This window comes from Aquisalibacillus elongatus (assembly GCF_003843875.1).
Taxonomy (GTDB): Bacteria; Bacillota; Bacilli; order Bacillales; family Alkalibacillaceae; genus Aquisalibacillus; species Aquisalibacillus elongatus.
The window spans coordinates 87,245-111,521 of record NZ_RKRF01000012.1; the positions used below are offsets into that span (position 1 = coordinate 87,245).

Sequence of the window (24,277 nt, forward strand, 5' to 3'; positions counted from 1 at the left end):
CTTTCTTACTTGATGATATACATTATAGCAAAGAAAGAGCCTTCAATATAATGATTGAAGGCTCTTAGTTTATTAAATTGATTCTTTTTCCTTAAAGTTGACTTTTTGTTTAGACTCTTGAAGTAACGGTTTTACCTCTCTGAAGCTCACAAATTTCTTATGATCTTCATCGAATAAACGGAACCGTATCGACTTCAGACTCGTTTTAACTGTAATCGTCGTCGCATCTTGTAGTTCCGGTGTCGATTCATGGACATTTTCTAGGTAATAGTTTGGTACTTTTGGACTTAAATGGTGCACATGGTGATAACCGATATTACCCGTAATCCACTGAAGCACTCTTGGTAATTTGTAATAAGAACTTCCATCAATCGCGGCTTTTACATAATCCCACTGTTCTTCGTCTTCAAAGTAGGAGTCTTCAAACTGGTGTTGAACATAGAAAAGCCAGATGCCAAGCATACCTGATACAAACATGACCGGAAGTTGAATCATTAAGAAACTTTGCCAACCTACTAGGGCGATTAGAGCTCCCCATAGTACGACAATAGCTACATTGGTAAAGTACGTGTTTTTAATTTCTTTCGATTTAGCGTCTTTACGGTTCTTACGGTTACTGATTAGTAACATATGAATTGGACCTAATACAAACATCACAAATGGATTACGGTACAAACGATACTGCAAACGCTCCATTTTAGAAGCTTTCACATACTCGTTAACCGTCATAATCCAAACATCACCCGTTCCTCGTTTGTCGAGATTACTACTCGTCGCATGGTGAATCGAGTGCTCGCGCTTCCATTTTTCATAAGGAAACATGGTTATAATCCCTGTTATGGTTCCAACAATATGATTGATTTTTCGGTTTTTCAAGAATGAACCATGACAACAATCATGGAAAATAATAAACGTTCTTACGACAAAACCTGCCGCAATAATTGAACAGGCTAACGATAGCCAAACGGATACGGAAAGCGAAGCATATGCTAAATACCAAAATAGAAATAGCGGTGGAATCGTATTTACCATCTGCCAAACACTTGCCTTCGTGTCTGATTGCTCAAATCTTTTTATGTGTTGTTTTAACTGCGCTAACTTTGTATGACCCATAGTCGCCTCCTTGAAACCTAACTTTAGTATCTAGTCCTAATTTTAATGAGATTCACGCTATAACAGTAGTCATGAACGTCAGTAATTTTAATTAACATTTGTCATATTGACACCCGCGGGTGAATAATAGTCATATTGTTTCAAGAGAGACGACGAATTATGAGAGTTTTTAATAACTGGTGGCAAAAATCAATTACCGAATATGACATTTGTCATAAAATCATCCCTCAGGTGATCCTGAGGGGTGATTGTTGGTTTTTTCAGCGGGGCTGTTTACTTTTTTAGCGGGTATGTTTGCTTCTCCACCGGGCCTGTTTCGCGCTCCAGCGGGTACGTTTGCTTCTCCACCGGGCCTGTTTCGCGCTCCAGCGGGTACGTTTGCTCCTCCACCGGGCCTGTTTCGCGCTCCAGCGGGTACGTTTGCTCCTCCACCTGGCCTGTTTCTCGCCCAGCGGGTACGTTCGCTTCTCCACCGGGTCTGTTTCTCGCTCCAGCGAGTACGTTTGCTTCTCCACCGGGTCTGTTTCTCGCTCCAGCGAGTACGTTTGCTTCTCCACCGGGTCTGTTTCTCGCTCCAGCGGGTGAGTTCACCTCTCCAGCGGGTATTTTTGCCCTCATCTCACCTAAAACATAGGCGATACTCGTTTAAATGAGGCTTGTTCATAGCCAAACGCTACTTCAATTAACGTAGGTTCTGAAAAAGCCGTCCCTGTAAAAGTTATTCCTACAGGCTCACCTTTTTCTGTAAGTCCTGCCGTAACCGTAATTGATGGATAACCTGCCTTGGCAGGAATCGCCGCACCAATATTATTCGGGAACACAATTGCATCTAATTGATGTTCTTCAAGTGTATAATCAATTCCCTGCTCTTTTGAATAATATTGATCATCCAATAATTCCTTCAAATAATCAGGATCAGTTAATAATCCTGACGTTTTCTCCGCTTCTAAAAACCATTTTTGGCCATAAGGAAGCATGTCTTCATCGTATTTATTATTAAATTCAATAACATCAGCCATCGAGCGGACCGGCACATCATCCGACACTGACCTTAAATACGCATTCAAGCTATTTTTAAATTCATAAACCATCACGCCTAAGCCCCAATTACGTTTGTTAGAAGGAATCGTCACATCAAGCACTTCTGCCCCCTGCTCTTCTAAAACTTGAATTGCCTCATCCATAAGCTGTCGCTTCTCTTCATCGATAGCATCAAAATAATCTTCCCGAGCAATACCAATTCGCTTACCTTTCAAACCTTTTTTATTTAAATACTGACTGAAGTTTTGTCTAAAAAATTGACGCCCTTTACTCGTCGCTGCATCAGCCGCGTCTTCACCAACCATTGCTTGAAAAACATAAACAGCATCCGCAACTGTTTTCGCCAGTGGTCCTGCCGTATCTTGTGTGTGTGAAATAGGAATCACACCACTTCGACTAATGGCGCCAACAGTCGGTTTGATCCCAACTAATGCATGCTGGCTAGCTGGACTTAAAATCGAACCAGACGTCTCAGATCCAACAGATACCGTCGCAAAATTGGCTGCCACAGCTGCTCCTGGACCAGAGCTTGAGCCACCTGTATCAATTTCACCTGGACCATAAGGATTCAGGACTTGTCCACCTCTTGAACTATAACCATTCGGCATCCCTTCCGTCATGAAGTTCGCCCATTCGGTCAAATTCGCTTTGCCTAAAATCACAGCACCCGCTTCACGTAATTGTTTCACTAAAAACGCGTCATGCTTAGCAACATGGTCCTTCAGCGCGAGTGACCCCGCTGTTGTGTGCGTTTTATCACCTGTATCGATATTATCCTTTAAAACAATCGGGATTCCATGAAGTGGCCCACGTGCCCCTTTTTCCATGCGCTCCTGGTCTAATGTTTCCGCAATAAATATAGCATCCGGATTAACCTCCGCAACCGAGTTAATTTTTGGGCCATCCTGATCATAATTGGCAATCCTATCTAAATAAGTGAGCACTAACTCACGAGACGTTAACTCCCCATCTTGCATTCTCTTTTGAATCACATCTATTGGTTCATTTAAAAAATCCATTTGTCTCCCCCAATTTTTTGATTATTTTAATTTATTTTGCCATAATGAACTGTGCTGTACAATGATAATACATTAAAGGAGACGGTTAACATGATCCATCAACTTGAATTAAAAACAGAGAACTTACACCGTTCATTCGACCATTCTTATACTCCCATACTAACTGTTAACTCAGGTGATACAGTTCAATTAACAACACCGGATATTCAGTGGGGTTACTCAAAGTCTAAAGATGAACCAAAAATTCAATTAGACTCAAGAGAACAAGAAGACGTCAAAGGGCACCCGATCATTGGTCCGATTGAAATCAAAGGGGCAAAACCTGGTATGGTACTTGAGGTTCGAACCAATAACCTTATGCCAGGTTGGTATGGAACAAATTGGGCAGGCGGCACGAGCGCTTGGCAAAATGAGAAACTGAACCTAACAAATGAAGAGAAAATTCAGTTGGACTGGGAATTAGACGCCAAAACCATGACAGGGACTACAAAAGTTGGTAACCGCGAATTACATGTCGGACTCAACCCATTTATGGGATTAATGGGCGTTGCTCCTGCAGAGCCTGGATTACATACGACACCTCCACCTAGGCGCGTGGGAGGAAATATTGACTGTAAAGAGCTCAGTCGAGGTAGTAGCCTCTTTTTGCCGATTGAAGTCGACGGTGGTTTATTTTCAATAGGAGATGGACATGCCGCACAAGGTGATGGCGAAGTATCGGGAACGGCCATCGAAGCACCAATGGACTTAGTTGATATCACACTCACATTACATGAAGACCTAACCTTAAACATGCCACGTGCTTGGACGCCAGCAGGATGGGTGACATTCGGATTTGATGAAGATTTAAATGAAGCAACATCCACTGCCTTAGATGAAATGGTACAGTTTATTCAATGGCTCTATGATGTTAAGAAAACAGAAGCTACAGCTCTAGCAAGCACCGTTGTAGACTTGAGGGTTACGCAAGTTGTAAATGGTGTCAAAGGAGCACATGCCGTTTTGCCACATGGGGCTATTAGATGAGAAATTAAAAATAGAGAATAAATTTGTAATATTAGAGAATAAATTACCGAATTTAGATAATAAACTATCAAAATAGAGAATAAAATGCGAAAAATAGAGAATAAATTTAAAGATTAGATAATAAACATATTCATTTAGATAATAAAATCCATCCCGAAAGTTTCCTTTCAGGATGGATTTTATATATTACCGTTCAGTTGCTGGGATTTCGTCGTATACACTAGGATCAATGTCGTAAACTGATTCATCTGCTACACTTTCAACAATACCAAATAAACCAGTTTCTACTGCTTTAACTAACTGCCCTTTCTTCTTTTGTCCGAAACTTTGTGTTTGTCCAGTTACCTCAAACAGAACCGAGCCACTACCATTCAATGCGAATGCACCTAATGCTGTCCCTGGTAAATCTAGACCTTGTGGGTATAGGGAAATATGATTAAATGTAGAGTTCCCGACATCCTGTAACGCATCATAGGCTGCCACGTTTAACTGTTTAGCAAAATCTCCATTATAAACATCTGCATATTCGCTATACTTTGCTCCCTCTTCAGTATTCGGATCTGGGACAAATTCGCCAGATAAAGATAGCGTGACTTCATCATCAGTCCCTTCTACCACATATTGCCCTTGATGGTGAAGGTCAACAAACACATCAACATTTCCGTATTCATCTTGTGTTTCTTTATATACGTCTCTTACTGTTTGTGCTTCTGGAGTGATAAACCAACCTGGGCTAGCTGAATTCCCTGGAAAATCCTCTGGTTGAGGTTCATAATCTAAATCTGGATTAAAGTCACGATTTACATCAAAACCTGGATTTGACTTGTAATCCCAGTAATCATTTACATAAGTATAGTAATTCCAAGAAGGTGAAGCCTCTTCTAATTGCGGAAAGTCTTCAACCACTTCACTCCATGTCATTTCATTTCCTCTTCGATTAGCTTCTGAAGCATCAGGATTCATCATTGGCATAGCAATGATCGTAAGTTCCTCACGAAGCTCTTTATATTTAGGCGAATTATTCTTCGCGAGCTGCTGAAGCATATTCACTAACGCAACAGTCCCTGTTTTTTCATTACCGTGAATTTCGCTCTGAATCATCACCACTTTGTCTCCATGACCTACTTTTGCTTTATAAATCTCCAAACCTTGGTTCGAATAACCAGCAACATCAAGTTCTAAATTCCCTTGACTATTTTTCTCAATCTGCTGAAGTTTTTGTGTTAATTCATCGTGATCAACGAAACCAGATACAGAATAGTTCTGTTCTTCAGGTGTTCCTGGTGACATATTTGCAGAAACAGCGGAAGGTAACAATAAACTAGCTCCTACCAACACAGAACTACAAAATAATACAAATGATTTTCGTTTTTTCACCATAAAATCCCTCCTAAAAATTTTGTGCTAACTGATTTCTGATATTAATCGTTCAATTCCTTCAAAATTTCGAATATTGAAACATTAGACCGATATAAATAAGAAATTTGTATTATTTTGTTAAAATTCCGACTAATCTGTTCGACTTATGTTATATTAAATAAAAATAATAGGAGGGTTAACTATTGAACTTAAATCTATCAACCGAAAGACTACACCTCAGACCTTTCAACCCATCTGATGCACCTCGAGTTCAAATCCTAGCAAATGACCCTAGAATAGCTGAAACAACATTAAATATCCCCTATCCGTATTCACTAGATGATGCTAAAAGCTGGATTGATCGGCATTCAACTTTTATTGAAAATGGTGAGATTTATCCCTTCGCCATTGTAATACGCGATACTAATGAATTTGTTGGAGCAATCTCAATTAGGCCAGAATACCGCCATAAGCGAGGAGAAATCGCTTATTGGATAGGTCAAAAATTTTGGAACAAAGGCTATATGACTGAGGCAGCTGAAAGAGTGGTTCAATTCGGTTTTGAAACGCTAGAATTACATAAAATCTGGGGGATGTCATTAACTTTTAATCCCGCTTCTGGAAAAGTCTTAACTAAAGTTGGGATGACAAAAGAAGGTACACTAAGAGAGCATTTTTACAAAGACGGAAAGTTTTTAAATGTGGACATGTTTGGCATGTCAAAATCGGAGTGATTTTAATGACTTATATTGAAACATTATTTCTCTATAATTGGACAATACGTGATCGTTGGATCGATTGGTGTCGTGATATCAGTCGAGATGAGCTAATCAAAGAAAGAGTTGGAGGACATAAAGGATTTTTACAGACGATGTTTCATGTTATTGATGTGGAACAACGTTGGTTAAGAGGACTAGCTGAAGACACGCCTATTAATTATTCCTATTCTGACTACAAAACACTAGACTCTATCCAAACATTTTCTAATCAAACAAAGCAACATACACTTGGCTTCGTTCAGGCTGACATTGATCTTAACCAAAAAGTACTTCGCGGAAAAAATAGTAAAGGGGAAGATTTCGCGTATCGTTATGATGAAGTGCTTCTGCATGTCATTGCTCATGAAACACATCACATGGGCCAATTATCTGTATGGGCTAGAGAATTAGGTAAGGAGCCTGTTTCGGCTAATTTGATAGGATTGGAACTATTAAAGTAAATGGAGCATGTCGGACTCGAACCGACGACCTCTTCACTGCCAGTGAAGCGTTCTCCCACTGAACTAATGCCCCAAATCCAAAAAGTATTATATCAGAAAATATTATTCATTTTCAATTAGGCGTGCAACGTGATCGCCACATTGTTTGCAAGTCCCTACTAATACGATTCCTTCCTGGTGATCTTCAATACTATAGTCCACAACAGTAGTGACAGTGCAGTTCACACAAAACACATTATTTAAAAAACGTTGTCGTATACCTTTTGGCAGCTTTCGCCATTTTTTCCGTGCGCTTAAGTCCGTTACTGACATTATTAACCTCCTTTAACCCAACTCATTTTTCATACTTTTTACTTATTCGAAAAATAGTTCTAAATTCCTCCCTTGGCACAAAAATTAAGGCAAAAATTCAGGCACGTAAAAGGAAATATTACGTGCCTGAGATAAGTTAAGAACGATCTTTTTCAAATAAGGTAAGAAGTCCCGGCAGCAAGATTCCTCTTATAATAAAGGTATCTATTAAAATACCAACTGCCACGATAAACCCAAAGACGAACAGCAATTGAATCGGTTGAGTCATTAATACAGCAAACGTAGCTGCTAAGATTAGACCGGCGGATGATATGACACCGCCAGTATTGGCAACGGCAAGCTCCACGGCTTTTTTAACCGAATGCTTTTCGCGTTCTTCTTGAAAACGCGAGACGAGCATAATATTATAATCGATTCCAAGTGCGACTAAGAACACGAAGGCATATAGAGGTACCCGGTTACTAATCGTACCAATGTCAAAGAACAATTCGGTTAAGAACATACCTAAACCTAGTGCGGCTAAGAACGAGACTAGAATGGTCCCCATCATATAAAGTGGCATTTTAAACGAACGGGTTAACACAATCAGCATCGCAAAGATTAGAATCGTCTCTAAAATGACAATCACGATGACATCCCGATTATTGACTTGACGGTCATCTACAGCATGAGCCGTTTCCCCAGCAAAATACAGCTCACCTTCAAATCCTAAGTTCGATATCAGGTCATCTCTTTGATCAATCGTTCCCTCTAGGGCATCCATGGTCTTTGTGTCATAAGGGTTTTCTGAATAGCTAAGGCTATAGCTGATGACTTCTCCATCTGAAGCAACCCCATCAACTCGAACCTCATTAACTAAAGGCTCATCAATCAGTTCATCTCTTAGCGCTTGTTGTTCCTCTTCAGATAAAGCTTCATCACCTTCATACAATACTGTCGTCGGTGCCAGCTCACCAGAATCGAAGCTTTCTTCTAAAACCTCATAACCTTCGCGTGAAGGCATATCTTCTGGGAATGAATTTAACGTGTTGAACTCATATTCTAAATTGAACATATTTAATGCAGAAATCAGTAGAAAAATACCTACAACAACGACTGATGCAATTGGCTTCTTAACAACGCCTCGGCCTACTTTGCTCCAGAATGAATTGGCTTTTAATTTCTCATCCCCAACCTTAGGGATTTTTGGCCAAAATGATTTCCGGCCAAACATCGTAAATAAAGCTGGAACTAATGTTGTTGAAGCTAAAATAATGACAACTAATGCTGTTGCAAACGTTGGCGCGAAGTTTCGGTAGTCGCCTGATTGTGCAAAAAATAACACGAGCATGGCGGCCAGAACGGTGGCACCTGAAAAGAAGACAGGCATGCCCACTTGCCTCATGGCGACTCTCATTGCCTCGTACTTATCATCGTATTCTTTTAGCTCCTCACGGAAACGCGAAAAGACAAAGAGGGAATAATCGATGACTGCGGCAAATAATAAAACAGACATAATCGAAGTCGTTTGGGAGCTCAAGTCTAACCCCGAACTTCCTAAAATACCAAGTGATTGCATAACAACTTCATATACAAACGCTGCTGCAATTAATGGGATTAACGCTAATAACGGCGAACGATATATGACCACTAGCAACACTAAAATAATCCCTACCGTTGAAATAATTAAAACTAAATCAGCTCGAGAAAATAGGTCGAGTGAGTCAACAGCAATCCCTGCAGGACCTGTAATATAAGCTTCATATTCGTTGTTTTCAATCACATCATAGACCTGCTGGTTAGCTTCTTTAATATCATCCGTTTCTAATGATGATTCGTATGTCATCGGGATGAACACGTTTTGTTCGTCTTCCGACCAGAAATTTTCTAAAGCTTGCGGCGGAAGATTTCCAACTGGAAGAATACTTTTAAATCCTTCGATGTTCTCATCTTGAATCGATTGAACGACCTCAGATAATTGGTCTTGATTTAAATTTTCTTCCGATTTCAACACTAATAAAGCAAGAAGTCCGTCATCCTCTGCGAAATACTCATCTACTTTATTTTCCGCAATGACCGACTGTTTGTCTTCAGGCAAGGATGCTATATTAGGAACCTCATAATCTTTTGGACTCGGCGCAAAAACAGCGAGCATCAACGTTATAAGCAACCATGCACCTAATGTGATCCACATCCCTTTTTTAGTTGAAACTCGGTCAGTTATGTATCTTAAAAAACCCTTCATGTTCATTCTCCCTTCTTTGTGACATATGTGTCACTTTAAATATACCATAATAAAGTTACATCACTTAAATAATCCATGTCGAATGACATCTTTAATTGATTCCGCCCATTCTCGATAAGGAATGTCTTCGTGATTTGGGATGGCAATGGATTGAAAAATATAACCTAATACGAGTGAATTAGGAATCTGTGGTCTAATATGGCCGTTCTCTTTTCCTAACTTCACGAAACCATCTAATTGTTCATACATGTCAAGGTGCAGCTTTTCTAATTGCTCATGATTTTTTCTAGCTCGGCTACTTTCTTCTATCGGTATGCTTTGACCAATCAAAATGAGTTGCTGGATCTCAGGTTGGTCGAACATTAAATCTAATAAGTAATCTAGCTGATCGTTAAACGTTGAGTAATCATGAATAGTCTCTAAGTCCTTTAAAAACTTATTCATCTCATACAGCATATATGCAGTTGCAAGCTCTTCTTTATTTTCAAAGTATTTATAAATGGTACTTCGTGCAACATTCAATTTTTCAGCCAACTGACTAAACGAAAACCCATCATAGCCATGTTCTAATAATAGATGTTTGGTTTGAACATACAACTCTTCAGTCGTAAATTTTTTCTGACGCGCCAAGAAGCCACCTCCTTATGAGTATAACCATTGTTCAACACGCTTAAAATAATCAGGTTCACGCCAAGCTAGCACCGCATCCATTTCTCCTTGCGTCTGCACTTGTTCCTGAAAAAACAAATCAGCTAAGTAATAAGCAAGTCTATTATAACCAAAATGTTCACCACCGCGAATCGAGAACCATTCTTTAAATAAATCTTTGGTCTCCAAACGTTCATAATCTTCTCGAAACGCTTGTTTAATGTGGTTCTGATTCTCTTCAGCAAACGCCAACCACTCATGGCCCTCTTCGTTATATGAAAAATACACAGATGGATGCAAGTCTTGGACGATTTGTTTAGACATATGTGTAGCCACACCTTCTTGAGTTAACCAAATAAGAGGACTACTCCAATTCATTTGCTCCCAATCAATTCCCACCTCATCTGTGATGATATGGTGCGCAGCATGACCAAATTCATGTGCCACAATCACTCTTAAGTGAGCCGGGTTTGAAGACAAGCGTTCCAACGCAAACGTGACATCAGGAACATAAGCCCGATGAGTATAAGCATTCGAACCAAAACAACCTACAATCAAATTCACACCTATTGGAAACGTTACGCCATAAAGTTCCGCATATCGTCGGTTGACTTCATCAATAATCGGATGAATATTTTCACGGACTTTTTCTATATGTGATAACGAGTATTGATCTAATGCTTTACTCAGTCTCTCATCTGTTTTTGGACAATGGTATGTGAAGTACTCCTTAAAAATTTCTGGGTACTGATTATGATATGTTTCTAAAAAACTTAACTCTGGTTTATAGTGTTCTTTAAAAAATTGAACCGTATCAATAACTTTCATAAAAACATCGCTCCCTTACATTCATTGTACCAAATTAATCATCCTGTTCGGGAATTGGAGCCATGAGTTCGAGAGTAAACCGCCTCTGTTCGAGAATAAATCAAGCCTGTTTGAGAGTAACCATCCTATTTTCGAGAGTATTCCCTGTCTATTCAAGAGTAATCTTCATACTTTCGAGAGAAATCACCTTCGATTTGAGAGTAAAATTCATTTTGACAATCCTAATCCTTTCATGTAAATTTATCAATGTACGAACATTTAATTTATTTAAACAAAAATTATTCGTCTTTAGGAGAGATATCCGTGGAAAATGTATTTGATTACGAGGACGTGCAGCTAATTCCCGCAAAATGTATGGTCAAGAGTCGCTCGGAATGTGATTCATCAGTTGAGTTTGGTGGTCATACGTTCAAGTTGCCTGTTGTCCCGGCAAACATGCAGACAATTATTGATGAAAAAATCGCGACGTATTTAGCGGAAAATGGTTATTTTTATATCATGCACCGCTTTGAGCCGGAAACTCGTAGCCAATTTATTAAAGATATGCAAAACCGAATGTTAATTGCCTCGATTAGCGTTGGGGTTAAATCTGAAGAATATGATTTTATTAAGCATTTAGCCGATGAAGGCTTAACGCCAGACTATATTACAATTGACATCGCACACGGTCATTCGGACTCTGTCGTCCAAATGATTCAACATATTAAAACATACTTACCAGGTAGTTTTGTCATTGCAGGAAATGTAGGAACGCCTGAAGCTGTTAGAGAGCTTGAAAACGCTGGCGCTGACGCAACCAAAGTAGGAATTGGTCCAGGGAAGGTTTGTATTACAAAAATTAAAACTGGATTCGGAACTGGCGGCTGGCAGCTTGCTGCGATTCGCCATTGTGCAAAAGCTGCTTCAAAACCGATTATTGCCGATGGTGGTATTCGTACGCATGGTGACATCGCGAAGTCTATACGTTTCGGTGCTTCGATGGTGATGGTAGGATCTCTTTTCGCAGGTCACGAAGAATCGCCAGGTGAAACGGTCGAAATCGATGGGCAATTGTATAAAGAATATTTCGGCTCCGCTTCTGAATTTCAAAAAGGCGAGAAGAAAAACGTCGAGGGTAAAAAAGAATGGGTTAAGCATAAAGGTCATTTGCAAGATACTTTAACTGAAATGGAGCAAGACTTACAATCGGCTATTTCATACGCTGGCGGCCGCACCCTTCAAGCCATTCGCCACGTCGATTATGTTATTGTTAAAAATTCTATTTTTAATGGAGATAAAGTTTATTAAAAAAAGTCCTGAGGCTCTCCTCAGGACTTTTTATCACGGCTCTTTTCGATTTCACCTAACCCTAACTCCTTACCTTCTTTAAAAATAGCTTTAATAAAACTGAACGTCATTAACAGCATAATAATCGAAAATGGCAAAGCCGCGACGATCATCGTATTTTCTAATGCTTGAAGTCCACCTGTGTAAAGTAACGCTAGCGCTGTTGCTGAAAGTAGGGCACCCCAGACAATTTTTACACGTTGACCTGGCTCGTGGGATCCACCTGTTGTCATCATTCCAAGCACAAATGTTCCTGAGTCAGCTGAAGTGATAAAAAACGTCCCAATTAGTGTCATGGCTACGATTGATGCAATCAAACCTAATGGGAAATTCGAGAAGACCCCAAACAAAGCTTCTTCTGTCGCTAATTCAGAAATCACATCCGCACCATTATGCTCTAACGAAATAGCTGTCCCGCCGAACGTTGAGAACCATAAAAATCCTATGATAGACGGGACCATCAAAACCGTTAACACAAATTCCCGAATACTCCGGCCTTTTGAAACCCGAGCAATAAAAATCCCAACGAACGGAGACCAAGCAATCCACCATGCCCAATAAAAGACCGTCCAACCATTGATCCATTCTCGTAATTCCTCATCTAACGGCGCGATTCTAAAGCTCATGGCCGGTAATTTTTGCAAATAAGTCCCGATTGAATTAGTAAAAATATCCAGTATGAACAACGTCGGACCAACGGAAAACATTAATAAAAATAATAACACTGCAAGCACCATATTAACGTTACTTAGTATTTTGATCCCTGTTCCTAAACCTGTCCATGCTGAGATCATAAATAATACAGTTACAACACTAATAATGATTAATTGCATCCAAAATCCTCGTGGTAAATCAAATAAAAACGATAGGCCACCATTAATCTGTACAGCCCCAAATCCAAGCGTGGTTGCAACCCCAATCACAGTCGCAATAACAGCTAAAACATCGATTAATCGTCCTAAATTGCCGTCCATACTTTTTCCAAAAAGCGGATATAAAGTTGCGCTAATCAGCCCCATTTTGTCATGTCTAAAATTAAAATAAGCTAACACTAATGCAACAATCCCATATATCGCCCATGCGTGCACTCCCCAATGGAAAAACGTAAACCGCATGGCATCTTTAATGGCTTGTTCAGTTCCAGTCTCAAGCGTTGGTGAGCTGACTGCGTAGTGACTAATTGGTTCGGCAGCTCCCCAGAAAACAAGACCAATCCCCATTCCAGCACTAAATAGCATCGCTATCCAAGTCGGTCTTGAAAATTCAGGCTTCTCACCCGGTTTTCCGAGTCGAATTTTCCCAAGAGGCGTAAATAAAAAGACTAAACATACTAATACAAAAAACGTCACAACAATTAAGTAATACCAACCGAAGGCATCCGCAATAAACGACTGAACTCGTGTTGTATTTTGCTCCAACCAGTTCGGCCAAACCATTCCGACTATGACTAAAATCAGCATAACCGCTGCTGATATTTTAAAAACGGGTGTCAATTTACTAAGCATAAGAGAGCCCCTTTCATGATGGCTGATTTGCTCTATGCTTTTTATTATCCATAGGAAACTCTCTTTTATTCATTTAAAAAAAGACGCCTGAATGAGCAGACGCCTTAGGAACTTATATTAAATTTAATCTCTTTAGCCCATGCCAAATTCCGTCTTCATCAACTGCCTCAGTAACATAACTAGCAGCTTCTTTAGCGGCTTCGTGGCCATTTCCCATCGCAAATCCATGCTCGATCCGCTTTAGCATTTCGATATCATTCCGGGCATCACCAAACGCAACCTGCTTGTCCTCTGAAATTCCAAGCCGGTCAATCATTCGCGCAATCCCTTCAGCCTTTGATCCACCCGCCGGTAAAATATCAACCGACACACGGTGCCAACGGATAAAATCAAATTCCTTAAACTCCGCTTCATAAATCTTCTCTTCACCCTCTTCACAAAACAGTAAAGACTGATAAAGCTCTCGGTCCTTATAAGTCGGATCGTGCGTCGGAAAGTGATCAATTTTTAATGTTGCAATACTTTCATCAATATAATCGTGTTGCGGGACGTTCGCTTTCATATCTTCGTGATCCATAAAAACGACCGGATGATTTTGTTCTAACGCTCGATCTGTTAAATCCTCAAGCGCTGATTTATTTAACGGATTTTTATAAATGACTTCGCCTTCAAGTACGACATATTGTCCGTTATAGCTCACATATGTATCAATACCCAGTTCCTCACGAAGTTGTTTAAACATAAATGGCGCTCGTCCTGTTGCAATCGCCGCTACATGGCCATTCTCTTGCAGTTTCTTTATCGCTTCTTTTGTACTTTTCGGAAGCTTTTTATCATGATCTAAAAGCGTCCCATCGATGTCGAAAAATACAATATGTTGTTCCATTCTTCATCTACCTGCCTTTTGTTTAAAAAGATGCCATAAAAAATCTTACCATTAAATCGTATAAAAGTAATCCATCATGTTAAGATGGTAATAGTCAAGAATCGTTAGAAGGTGTCGTTATGATTAAAGAATCGGAAATTCGAGTGATGTTTTCAAATAGAATGTATCAAAGAGGTAAACGGTATTATAACCAAGGGCTCGTCCACAATTGCCGTTATGACCAACAAGATGGTGAGTGGCACGCAGCTGTGTTAGGAAGTGACATCTACCACATTTCGGTAACAGAGAAAAATGGTTACATCGGCCACATGTGCTCATGTCCTGCTCACGATACTTTTGGTGAGTGCAAGCACGTCGTTGCCGCCCTTTTTAAAATTAGTGACATGAGTCAGCCAACGATCGAACATGCTGAGCAAGATTTTTATAACAATCTGATCAATAAGCAGCAGACACAGTTCGATTTCTCAAGCCGGCTCATCGATGTGTTTGCCGATCAGAGCATGTCGAATTCGAAATGGGGAAAAGAACGTTTACAAACAGAGTTTACCCTAAAATCCCATAACCGACTTTGGTACGGACATTTACTTGAGTTAGAAATGAAAGTCGGCGTCGAACGGACATACGTCGTTAAAAGCTTGAGCCGTTTTTTAGCCAGTATGTATAGACAAGAAGAACACGTTTTCACACAAAAATTTTCTTACAATCCTTCGCAGCACTATTTTTCAGAAGAAGACAAACCGATCATAGACATTTTGCTTGATATATATGAGAATGATCAATTTTACGACAGTCACTTACAACGACCGTCCACACAAAAATCAATCGTCATCCCTCCTGCTTTTGCACCTAAGTTGTTACCACTTCTAGCAGAAAAGGGAGTCTCGTTTGAAGACGATCTGAGGGAATATCCGTCATTTGACTGGATTGATGATGATGTGCCGTTTGATTTTTTATTATTCCAAGATGATGACCAAAATAGTTATAAAATGGACTTTGGGTTATTACCCCAAAGCCAAGTTCTTAAAAATTACGGCCTGATCCAAAAAGATCATCAAATTATTTCACTAGATGATACGCAGCGAGAAACATTAGAGCGAATTTTACCGATTATTAATCAATTAGACCAAGTACGTATTTCAAAAGAACAAATCGATTCATTTGTCTCTCAAGTCGTGCCAAACTTAGACCAATTAGGTCGTGTACAAATGTCTGATACCGTATCGGAAAACATTGTCGACCCTGAGTTAGTCACCACGATTCATCTTGATTATGTAGAAGGCAGGCTGACGGCCGACATTCGTTACCATTATGGCGATGTGTCCATCGATCCCATGCGTCCTGAGGAGACGAATAAGTTAGGAAGTCAAATTTTAGTCCAGGACCCTGAGAAGGAACAACGAATCATGAAAACCATTGAATATTGTTCGTTTAAATTTAATGGTCATGAACTTTATTTAGACCATGAACTTGAGATCTTTAACTTTTTATTCGAACAAGTTCCAGAACTTAGAGCAGAAGCTGAAATTTATTTAACGGATGCCGTAAGTAAATTAATTCATGATGACGTGGAATATCCTACGATTTCCGTCGACTATGAATCTGGAGATAATTATTTAGAAGTGAACTTTGACATTGGAGATATTAATGAAGAGGAAATTAGTCATTTAATTCAATCTGTTGTAGAGAAAAAGCGTTTTTACCGTCTGTCAGATGGTACATTCGTTCCTTTAGAGGACGAATCGTTGACACAGATGACGCATTTATTAGACGAGTTGAATTTGAAGCCCAATGACTTAGAAAACGGTTCGGTTCAACTTCCGACCTACCGCGGACTGCAGTTAGAAGATGCTGTTTCGTATGGGTTGAAAAAACAATATAATCAGGCGTTTGAGCAACTAATTCAAGACATAAAGTCACCTAATCAGTCTGAGGCACCGCTGCCTAGCGCTCTTCACGCAGAATTGCGCGATTATCAAAAAACTGGCTTTCAATGGTTGAAATCATTAAGTCGCTATCGTTTTGGCGGCATTTTAGCCGATGATATGGGATTAGGTAAAACGCTTCAAAGCATTGCATTTTTATTATCCGAGCGCGTTGAAAACCCTGATGCCAAACCTGCGATCGTCATATCTCCGGCTTCACTCGTGTATAACTGGCAAGCCGAATTTGAAAAATTTGCACCAACATTAAAGACGCACGTGATTAGCGGAACTGTCGCAGAACGAAAAGAGTTGCTTGAAGACATTGAGTCTTACGATGTCATTGTGACGTCATATCCGTTAGTCAGACAAGATGTGGACCATTACGAAAACCTGAAGTTTTCAACCTTAATTTTAGATGAAGCACAAGCGATTAAGAACCATTTAACGAAGCAAGCTAAAGCCGTTCGTGCGATTCAAGCCAGTCAGAAATTCGCGTTAAGCGGCACACCAATCGAAAATTCTTTAGACGAACTTTGGTCCATTTTTGACGTAATTTTACCGAAGTTTTTCCCGAACAAAAAAGAATTTAAAAATCTGCCTCAAGAGCAAGTTTCCAGGATGAGCAGACCGTTTATTTTACGTCGGATTAAACAAGACGTTCTAACTGAACTACCGGATAAAATTGAATCCGTTCAATACTCTGATTTAACGAAAGATCAAAAAGAATTGTACCTTGGATATTTAGACAAAATTAAAAACGAAACAGCTAATGCAATCTCTAACGAAGGTTTCCAACAAAATCGCATGAAAATTTTAGCTGGCTTAACGAGACTTCGTCAGTTGTGCTGCCACCCGTCGTTATTTATCGAAGGATACGAAGGCGAATCTGGTAAGATGAATCAACTGATGGATATGGTGAATTCAGCACGTGAGAATAACCATCGTATTTTGATTTTCTCGCAATTTGCAAGCATGCTGAAAATTTTACATGGAGCATTAGAAAAAGAAGGGTATCAAGTCTTTTATTTAGATGGGCAGACGCCATCAAAAGACCGCGTGCAAATGGTTGACCGATTTAACGAGGGCGAGAAAGACATTTTCTTAATCTCACTAAGAGCCGGCGGAACAGGGTTGAATTTAACTGGGGCTGACACCGTCATTTTATATGATTTATGGTGGAACCCTGCCGTTGAAGAACAAGCCGCTGGGCGTGCACATCGAATCGGACAAAAACAAGTCGTCCAAGTGCATCGACTCGTAACGAAAGGCACAATCGAAGAAAAAATTTACGCCTTACAGCAACGCAAACGAGAACTCATCGAAAACGTCATCCAACCTGGCGAAACGATGTTTAACAGTTTAAGTGAAGATGATATTCGTGAGTTATTAAATGTATAAAAAAGTCGGCTGTGAATAAGCAGCCGACTTTTTGTATTTATGCGCTGGTATTTATGATTTATGCGCTACATTTCTAAGTTTATGCGCCTCGAATTTTGTCTAACGTAACCTTTTCCAGTATTTATGCGCCCTTTTCAGGGTGTTTATGCGCTATTTTAAATTTCGATGCTGTCTCTTGAAGCTCAACAGCCATTTCTGCTAATGCTGTGCTGGCTGATGTAACTTCTTCGATCGAAGCCGTCTGTTCTTCAGCGGCGCTTGCCACTTCTTGTGCTAATCCAGAAGTGTTTTCTGTATGGTTGTTTAGCTCTTCCATGGACTTCACGAGTGACCCGTTTCGCTCTTCAATTTCAGCAATTGACTCATTAACTTCTTTCATTCTAGACGACACTTGAGTGACAGCATCTGAAATTTCATTAAAGGACTGACCGGCTCGGTTCACAAGCTCTCGGCCTTCCTCTACCGAAACCACACCTTGGTCGACTGACTCCACTGCCACTTTTGTCTGATTACGGATTTCATAAATAATTTTAGAAATTTGATCCGTCGATTCAGTTGACTGTTCAGCCAGCTTTCGAACCTCATCTGCAACAACGGCAAATCCTTTTCCATGCTCACCAGCTCGTGCCGCTTCAATTGCCGCATTTAAGGCGAGCAAATTCGTTTGTTCGGAAATATCGTTAATCATCTGTAAAATGTTTTCGATTTCGTTCGAGCGTTCATCTAGTTGTTTGATGACACCACCGATATTTGAAACATTGGAACTGATATTTTCCATTTGATCAACCGCTTGGTTCACGACTTTTTTACCGTCAGTTGCTTTTTCGGACGTATTCACTGATGACTCTGTCACGCGCTCAGTCCGCTTAGAGATTTCTTTTATGTTTTGCGAAATATCATCAACAAAGTTCGTCGACTGACTGACATTAGCTACTTGGCTTTCATTCCCTTGCGAAACTTCTTGAATAGAGCTTGAGATTTGCTCCGAAGCTCGAGTGGTTTCATCAGCGTTGGCGCTAAGTTCTTCAGAGGACGCTGCTACTTGCTCTGACGTTTCGATCACATTTGAAATAAGCCCCCTCATATTTTCAATCATTTGATTGTAACTATCCGCAAGTTCGCCTAATTCATCATTACTATCCACATCAACAGGTTCGGTTAAATCCCCTTCTGCTACACTAGATAAACCGTCACGAACAGCATGTAGTTTATTGGTTAACCTACGGACGAAAAAGACAACCGCTACTGTACCAACAATAATCGCTATAGCAGACACTATAATAATCGTCATTAAAGTCTGTTGTCGAACATCAGATACTAAAGCTCCCATTTCAAAATCTATTCCATACACACCGATGACTTCGCCTGTATCATCGGTAACTGTTGTCGCAAGCGTAATAACTGACCCACCTGTGACAGCATCTAAATATGGCTCGGTCCAAATGACTTCACCAGGACTGTCCATCGCTTTTACATACCACTCACGACCTGTCGGATCAAAATCACTTAAATCTGCATCACTTGAAGGTAACGTTGAAAAATAAGTCTCTTGATCTGGTGTAGCTAAATATGAATTCAATATGTATTCATGATCTGAAACCTCTCCTGATAAGTACTCTTCATAATATTCAACTAACGCCGGATCATTGGCACTTGGTAAGTGGTCATAGCCCTCACCTGATGCTTCCCCTTCAGAAGTATTGTATAACGCCTCAGAACCAGCAATGTTCTGAAGAACACCTTCATAATCATTAAACGTTTGTTCAAAGTCAGAATCTGTTTCTTCTAAAACTTCCTTAGGTATAATGGACTTTTCTAAAACAGCTGTTTGATTATAGCTAATCCATCCAACAATTACTAATGGGATGATTAACAACAGCAACATCATAAAGATTAATTTTGACCGTATCGTTTTCAAACAAACACCTCTCCCACATCTAAAAAGTTATTTATAGTAATATCGGACCATTTGAGGATTTATTGAATAAAAAAAGGTCTGAAAAACTTATTTTTTAACTTTTTTGACAATATTCTTGCTCATTAATATTTAAAAACGGTCTGAAACTATTCTGTGATGGTCCATAAAAAAAGCTATGCTCTTTGGCATAGCTTTTAAAATAATTCTTTCGCTAATAAGCGATAAACATTCAGTCGTTTTTCCTGAGAATGTGGTATGCTGACGATCATTGCTTCGTCAAAGCCGTACATCTCTTGTTCTTCTTGCAATGTTTCCGCCACCTCTTTGGCAGTTCCAACTAAGTGCAGTTTACGATTTTGTTCAATTTGCATTTTATCCATTTCAGTTAACGGGTAATCTTTTGCTTCTTCAGGGGTTAGAGCTTGCGAGATTCGGCCTTTCATTAACATTAAACGCGATATGTCTTGCGGCAGCGCTTCAAACTCGGCTTCCTCTTCTGTTTCCGCAACGGTCACCATGTACGATACGTTGATCTCTGGTTTTTCCATAAAAGCAGACGGTTCAAAATTCACCCGATACGTATCTAAAATTTCTTTGGATAACTCACCGTTAAAAAATTGTGCAAATGAGTAACCGACGCCCATTTCACCAGCTTTGAGCGCACTATTACCACTGGATCCGAGTAGCCAAGCTTCTGGTAATTGTACTTGATAAGGTGTTGCAATTGTTTTACTGTACAATTTATCTTCTGGAACTTCATCATTTAAATACTGTAACGTCGTATCAAATTTTTCGTACATATTGTTTAGCATCGGCTGACGCCCTTCAGATAAGGCATAAATACTATTATGGTCGCCACCTGGTGCTCGTCCAACGCCATAATCTATTCGACCTGGCGCTAGTGAACTCAAAGTCTTAAACACCTCAGCCATTTTCAGTGGTGAGTAATGCATCATCATGATGCCACCCGTACCAATGCGAATCTGATTGGTTTTAGCCGCCAAGTGCGCAGCTGTGACTTCTGGCGCCGAACTTGCAAAGGCCTGAGTGCCATGGTGCTCGGCCATCCACATTCGATAATAGCCTAATTCATCCGCTAAAACGGCTAACTCCTCTGCTTTTTTGAGTGCGTCAGGGGCTTTATTTCCTTTCGTAACCGGTGCTTGATCTAGAACACTCAGTCTCATCTATATGCATCCTTTCTTTTTATCACTTACTTACTCATCGTAAACAATCCAATTGAAACCGTCTAATATTATGTTTATTCATTTTATTTTTTTCCAAAATAAGTTATATTTGTAGACGGTATAACTTTCACAAAATGGAGATTAGACTATGACAGAACTACAATCATTAACACCACTCAAAACGTTATTATTTGCTTTTCACGCAACAAACACAATTATTATTAGTTATCTTCCTTTATATTTAGAGGCAAAAGGGCTTACAGGTTCCGAAATTGGCTGGGTATTAGCCGTCGGACCGTTTGCCGCGATTATCTCGCAGCCATTCTGGGGCTATATGAGCGATAAGTTTAAAACGGTTAAAAAGATTATCCTCATATGCATTTTTGGCTTAATTATATTTAGCTCGATCTTTTTTAGTATGACAAGTTTCATCTTACTCATGATAATTGGGTTCTGGTTTTATTTCTTTACAACACCAATTGGCGCACTGGGCGACAGTCTAGCCCAGAGACGCGCTGATGATTTAGGCGTCTCGTTTGGCACGATCCGCACGTGGGGTTCGATCGGCTTTGCGACATCCTCGCTTGCGATTGGGCTGGTCTTAACATTAACCGACGTCCAATACATGATCTGGCCTTATCTGGCATTTGCGCTCATCGCTCTAGTCGTGACATTCCGCGTCAAAGACGTTGAAGTCGCCAAAGATCCGATTAGTTTGAAAGACGTGAAAAAACTCATTCAGAATAAGCCGTTCATCATCTTTTTATTCTTTATGATGTTTATTACGATTTCGCACCGAGCGAATGACAGTTTCATCGGACTTTATATTAATCAGCTTGGCGGAAGTAACTTTATTGTGGGAACTGCTTGGTTTATCGGAGTCATTAGTGAGGCAATTATTTTCGCAACAGCTGGCCGTTGGTTCCGAAAATACCACACACTTATTTTCGTGATATTAGCCGGCGTTATTTACAGTCTACGTTGGTTTGCATACGCATTTGTCGATAGTTATTGGGGCGTTGTCGGCTTACAGTTCACGCACGGTTTGACATTCGGTATTCTTTACCTAGCGTCATTAGATTATGTCACTCGACTCATTCCTCGACTGACACAATCAACGGGCCATTTAGTTTTCTATGCCGTGTTCTTCGGGATCTCCGGTATTGTCGGCTCCTTAATCGGCGGCGCGCTAATCGATGCCCACGGTGGCGGAACTCTATATTTCGTCATGGGACTCATCGCCTTTGCCGGGACCATCTTTATGACGTTATATCATATTTTACCTTACGGGAAGAAAGCATAATTAAAAAACAGCTGATTCCGGAAAAATTCCGGAATCAGCTGTTTTCTTATTAATCATAGTAGTAATAACATACCTTAACTATTTTTTTCTTATGGCAGTGATGATGGTCGTGATGCCCGTGATCATGGCACCTACAATCATGTTTGAATTCACAACACTTTTTACATTTTTTATGACATGCGCAAGTCCCACAACAACCACAATGATGACCTTTTAATTGATCGACAAAAGGGTTATAATCTGAGTCATACATATGACATGTCCCTTTCTTAAATAGAATTTTATACTATTAATATATGAACATGCCGTATGACGGAAACGGCTTTAACCCTGATTAAACTAGGAGCGATGTTATGAATATTTTATGGGACTTTGACGGTACCATTTTTGATACATATCCGGTTTATACCGATATTGTTTATCAAGTTATGTATCAAAATGTTGGTAAAACTGAGATATACCGAAACTTGAAAAAATCTTTCTCACATACGATCGACTTCTATCAATTGAGCAAATCACAAGTCAGCGAGATTAATAGACTAGAAAAACTCGTCCAACCTTCTGATACAAAACCGTTCAACGGCGTTAAGTCTATCCTTCAACAAGCTAACAAAAACGTGATCATGACCCACAAAGATTTTGCTGGTACTAAAGCCATTTTAGATGCGCATGGCTATGGCCACTATTTCTCAGACATCGTCACCATCGATGACGGGTTTCCACGCAAGCCAGACACGGCTGCTTATGAATATCTGCACAATAAGCACCATATCGACTTGGCTATTGGGGACCGTGACATCGACCTCATCCCCGCACAAAAATTAGGAATCAAAACATGTATGTTTCAAGGCGAAAGTCAGGTTGCAGATTTTTGCTTACCTGATTACCAACAATTTGATTTGGTTAAAATTTAGTTCTGACGATAAACCTCATCAAGCACTTTTTGATTTTCATGCCCGTCATGAACGGTCGGTAAATCGCCGTCCAGCTGGTCATGCGCTATATAATCGTACACTTTCTCTAGATAAGGATAAAATGCAGGATAATATCGCTCCGGGACGCCTTCTGGCACGTCAATTGTTTCAAAATCGACTTGAACGAAGTCTTCATCGGGTGCTCCATATTTCAACGATTCGTCGTTATCTAACTTTATAGTTCCTTCAGTACCGAATAACTTCAGTGACGATCCAAAACTATGATTTACACCTGACAAAAATTGAATAGAAAAAGTTGTTCCATTTTCTAAAACACCTTGGAGCACAAAGCCATCATCTGCATCTCGACTTTCCCCATCAGCTTCAGGCACATGCGTCATAAGCAGACCATTGATCCTATCAACTTCGCTTTCTGTCAGCCACCTCATATTATCAACCAAATGAGAGCCCAACGCACCTAGCATACCGCCTGCTTGGTCTTTCTTACCTAGCCATCCACGCTTCATCGACCCTAGACGCTTATAAATGCCCATCGACATTTGGTAATCAAAATGCAGAAGTCCTCCGACTTTACGCTCTTCCAACATTCGCTTAACCTTTTGTCGACCAGGCAAGTAACGCCACTCAAAATCTAGCAATAACTTCTGCCCTGTTTTTTCTGCTAATTCCAGTAAAGCTTGTGATTCCTCACTATTTTTGGTAAATGGCTTTTCACAAACGACATCAACCCCGTTTTCCAACGCATACTTCGCCATTTCAAAATGATTAAGCGGCATGGAACTTACAAAAACCAAATCCAATTGTTCCTGATCAATCATCTTTTTCCAATCCTGATAATGCGCAGGATTACCTTTTAATTCATCTGGAAGCACATGTCGTTTAACCGTACTAACCGCCGTCACTTCCATATTTGGATGGGATTGAATAATAGGCTCTTGCACCTTTAAACCGAATCCTCCACCAATAATTCCAACTTTAAGTGTCATTTCGTTCCCTCCCAATACTTTTATTTAATACTATATCAGAAAAAAGGTCTGAAAAGGCTTAGAAAAGCTAATTTTCGACAAGTTTCGATGCTGTAAATTTTCAAAAAGGGTTTAAACGCTCC

General features: G+C 40.0%; 19 protein-coding genes and 1 tRNA gene. 7 read left to right on the top strand and 13 right to left on the bottom strand.

The genetic code is table 11. From position 1 onward, the window contains the following. Positions 1-72 precede the first annotated feature (72 nt). Both desA and EDC24_RS12695 read right to left on the bottom strand, forming a co-directional pair. Positions 73-1,113 (bottom strand): Delta(5) desaturase DesA, encoded by a 1,041-nt coding sequence (gene desA / locus EDC24_RS12685; RefSeq protein WP_124223208.1) that lies wholly within the window; start codon positions 1,111-1,113, stop codon positions 73-75. A gap of 623 nt (positions 1,114-1,736) precedes the next feature. Beyond that, a complete protein-coding gene (locus EDC24_RS12695) occupies positions 1,737-3,173 on the bottom strand; it encodes an amidase family protein (RefSeq protein ID WP_124223212.1) in 1,437 nt (478 codons plus the stop codon). Between the two features lie 90 nt (positions 3,174-3,263). Between EDC24_RS12695 and EDC24_RS12700 the strand changes: the two genes are divergently transcribed. Further along, positions 3,264-4,199 carry an acetamidase/formamidase family protein gene (locus EDC24_RS12700; protein WP_124223214.1) on the top strand — a complete coding sequence of 312 codons (936 nt, stop codon included), beginning with the start codon at positions 3,264-3,266 and terminating at the stop codon, positions 4,197-4,199. A gap of 186 nt (positions 4,200-4,385) precedes the next feature. Here the strand turns inward: EDC24_RS12700 and EDC24_RS12705 are convergent, their stop codons facing one another. Further along, positions 4,386-5,579, bottom strand: a complete 1,194-nt coding sequence (locus EDC24_RS12705; RefSeq protein WP_211342377.1) for a M14 family zinc carboxypeptidase — start codon at positions 5,577-5,579, stop codon at positions 4,386-4,388. Positions 5,580-5,761: 182 nt separating this feature from the next. Between EDC24_RS12705 and EDC24_RS12710 the strand changes: the two genes are divergently transcribed. Further along, positions 5,762-6,292, top strand: a complete 531-nt coding sequence (locus EDC24_RS12710; protein ID WP_124223216.1) for a GNAT family N-acetyltransferase — start codon at positions 5,762-5,764, stop codon at positions 6,290-6,292. A gap of 5 nt (positions 6,293-6,297) precedes the next feature. Then, positions 6,298-6,777, top strand: coding sequence for a DinB family protein (locus EDC24_RS12715; protein WP_124223218.1), 480 nt, complete (start codon positions 6,298-6,300; stop codon positions 6,775-6,777). Position 6,778: 1 nt separating this feature from the next. On the opposite strand, the gene EDC24_RS12720 is transcribed toward EDC24_RS12715, so the two are convergent. The 5 genes from EDC24_RS12720 to EDC24_RS12740 all read right to left on the bottom strand — a co-directional run bounded on the left by EDC24_RS12720 (position 6,779) and on the right by EDC24_RS12740 (position 10,789). Continuing rightward, a tRNA-Ala gene (locus tag EDC24_RS12720) sits at positions 6,779-6,850 on the bottom strand. Between the two features lie 29 nt (positions 6,851-6,879). Further along, positions 6,880-7,089, bottom strand: coding sequence for a hypothetical protein (locus EDC24_RS12725; RefSeq protein ID WP_124223220.1), 210 nt, complete (start codon positions 7,087-7,089; stop codon positions 6,880-6,882). A 136-nt stretch (positions 7,090-7,225) separates the two neighbouring features. Continuing rightward, positions 7,226-9,313, bottom strand: a complete 2,088-nt coding sequence (locus tag EDC24_RS12730) for an MMPL family transporter (protein WP_124223222.1) — start codon at positions 9,311-9,313, stop codon at positions 7,226-7,228. A gap of 60 nt (positions 9,314-9,373) precedes the next feature. Continuing rightward, on the bottom strand, positions 9,374-9,943 hold the full coding sequence (locus tag EDC24_RS12735; protein ID WP_124223224.1) for a TetR/AcrR family transcriptional regulator: 570 nt from the start codon (positions 9,941-9,943) through the stop codon (positions 9,374-9,376). A 12-nt stretch (positions 9,944-9,955) separates the two neighbouring features. After that, the gene (locus EDC24_RS12740; RefSeq protein WP_124223226.1) at positions 9,956-10,789 is read right to left on the bottom strand and encodes a hypothetical protein; all 834 of its coding nucleotides are present in this window, start codon (positions 10,787-10,789) and stop codon (positions 9,956-9,958) included. 303 nt (positions 10,790-11,092) lie between these two features. On the opposite strand from EDC24_RS12740, the gene guaC reads away from it, so the two are divergent. Continuing rightward, positions 11,093-12,076: a GMP reductase gene (gene guaC / locus EDC24_RS12745; RefSeq protein WP_124223228.1), complete on the top strand. Its 984-nt coding sequence runs from the start codon at positions 11,093-11,095 to the stop codon at positions 12,074-12,076. Positions 12,077-12,096: 20 nt separating this feature from the next. Here guaC and EDC24_RS12750 read toward each other — a convergent pair whose 3' ends face one another. Together EDC24_RS12750 and EDC24_RS12755 are read right to left on the bottom strand one after the other, a co-directional pair. After that, on the bottom strand, positions 12,097-13,620 hold the full coding sequence (locus tag EDC24_RS12750; protein WP_124223230.1) for a BCCT family transporter: 1,524 nt from the start codon (positions 13,618-13,620) through the stop codon (positions 12,097-12,099). A gap of 112 nt (positions 13,621-13,732) precedes the next feature. After that, entirely contained in the window at positions 13,733-14,506 is a 774-nt protein-coding gene (locus EDC24_RS12755; RefSeq protein ID WP_124223232.1) for a Cof-type HAD-IIB family hydrolase, read from the bottom strand. A 119-nt stretch (positions 14,507-14,625) separates the two neighbouring features. Here EDC24_RS12755 and EDC24_RS12760 point away from each other — a divergent pair, with 119 nt between their 5' ends. Beyond that, positions 14,626-17,826, top strand: coding sequence for a DEAD/DEAH box helicase (locus EDC24_RS12760; RefSeq protein WP_124223234.1), 3,201 nt, complete (start codon positions 14,626-14,628; stop codon positions 17,824-17,826). Positions 17,827-17,947: 121 nt separating this feature from the next. Here EDC24_RS12760 and EDC24_RS12765 read toward each other — a convergent pair whose 3' ends face one another. Together EDC24_RS12765 and EDC24_RS12770 are read right to left on the bottom strand one after the other, a co-directional pair. Continuing rightward, positions 17,948-19,744 (bottom strand): methyl-accepting chemotaxis protein, encoded by a 1,797-nt coding sequence (locus EDC24_RS12765; RefSeq protein ID WP_124223236.1) that lies wholly within the window; start codon positions 19,742-19,744, stop codon positions 17,948-17,950. Between the two features lie 194 nt (positions 19,745-19,938). After that, positions 19,939-20,931 (bottom strand): LLM class flavin-dependent oxidoreductase, encoded by a 993-nt coding sequence (locus EDC24_RS12770; RefSeq protein WP_124223238.1) that lies wholly within the window; start codon positions 20,929-20,931, stop codon positions 19,939-19,941. Positions 20,932-21,079: 148 nt separating this feature from the next. Here EDC24_RS12770 and EDC24_RS12775 point away from each other — a divergent pair, with 148 nt between their 5' ends. Together EDC24_RS12775 and EDC24_RS12780 are read left to right on the top strand one after the other, a co-directional pair. Beyond that, complete coding sequence (locus tag EDC24_RS12775) at positions 21,080-22,234, top strand: MFS transporter (protein ID WP_124223240.1); 1,155 nt, start codon at positions 21,080-21,082, stop codon at positions 22,232-22,234. Between the two features lie 353 nt (positions 22,235-22,587). Then, entirely contained in the window at positions 22,588-23,148 is a 561-nt protein-coding gene (locus tag EDC24_RS12780) for an HAD hydrolase-like protein (protein ID WP_124223242.1), read from the top strand. Here EDC24_RS12780 and EDC24_RS12785 read toward each other — a convergent pair. Beyond that, on the bottom strand, positions 23,145-24,155 hold the full coding sequence (locus tag EDC24_RS12785) for a Gfo/Idh/MocA family protein (RefSeq protein ID WP_124223244.1): 1,011 nt from the start codon (positions 24,153-24,155) through the stop codon (positions 23,145-23,147). The genes EDC24_RS12780 and EDC24_RS12785 overlap by 4 nt on opposite strands. Between the last annotated feature and the right edge of the window lie 122 nt (positions 24,156-24,277).

Bases quoted from the DNA above. Each gene is read 5' to 3' on its own strand.
- EDC24_RS12740 (WP_124223226.1), bottom strand. From the start codon at position 10,789: ATGAAAGTTATTGATACGGTTCAATTTTTTAAAGAACACTATAAACCA.
- desA (WP_124223208.1), bottom strand. From the start codon at position 1,113: ATGGGTCATACAAAGTTAGCGCAGTTAAAACAACACATAAAAAGATTT.
- EDC24_RS12755 (WP_124223232.1), bottom strand. From the start codon at position 14,506: ATGGAACAACATATTGTATTTTTCGACATCGATGGGACGCTTTTAGAT.
- EDC24_RS12775 (WP_124223240.1), top strand. From the start codon at position 21,080: ATGACAGAACTACAATCATTAACACCACTCAAAACGTTATTATTTGCT.
- EDC24_RS12770 (WP_124223238.1), bottom strand. From the start codon at position 20,931: ATGAGACTGAGTGTTCTAGATCAAGCACCGGTTACGAAAGGAAATAAA.
- EDC24_RS12760 (WP_124223234.1), top strand. From the start codon at position 14,626: ATGATTAAAGAATCGGAAATTCGAGTGATGTTTTCAAATAGAATGTAT.
- EDC24_RS12695 (WP_124223212.1), bottom strand. From the start codon at position 3,173: ATGGATTTTTTAAATGAACCAATAGATGTGATTCAAAAGAGAATGCAA.
- EDC24_RS12750 (WP_124223230.1), bottom strand. From the start codon at position 13,620: ATGCTTAGTAAATTGACACCCGTTTTTAAAATATCAGCAGCGGTTATG.
- EDC24_RS12785 (WP_124223244.1), bottom strand. From the start codon at position 24,155: ATGACACTTAAAGTTGGAATTATTGGTGGAGGATTCGGTTTAAAGGTG.
- EDC24_RS12705 (WP_211342377.1), bottom strand. From the start codon at position 5,579: ATGGTGAAAAAACGAAAATCATTTGTATTATTTTGTAGTTCTGTGTTG.
- EDC24_RS12730 (WP_124223222.1), bottom strand. From the start codon at position 9,313: ATGAAGGGTTTTTTAAGATACATAACTGACCGAGTTTCAACTAAAAAA.
- EDC24_RS12725 (WP_124223220.1), bottom strand. From the start codon at position 7,089: ATGTCAGTAACGGACTTAAGCGCACGGAAAAAATGGCGAAAGCTGCCA.
- EDC24_RS12700 (WP_124223214.1), top strand. From the start codon at position 3,264: ATGATCCATCAACTTGAATTAAAAACAGAGAACTTACACCGTTCATTC.
- EDC24_RS12780 (WP_124223242.1), top strand. From the start codon at position 22,588: ATGAATATTTTATGGGACTTTGACGGTACCATTTTTGATACATATCCG.
- EDC24_RS12715 (WP_124223218.1), top strand. From the start codon at position 6,298: ATGACTTATATTGAAACATTATTTCTCTATAATTGGACAATACGTGAT.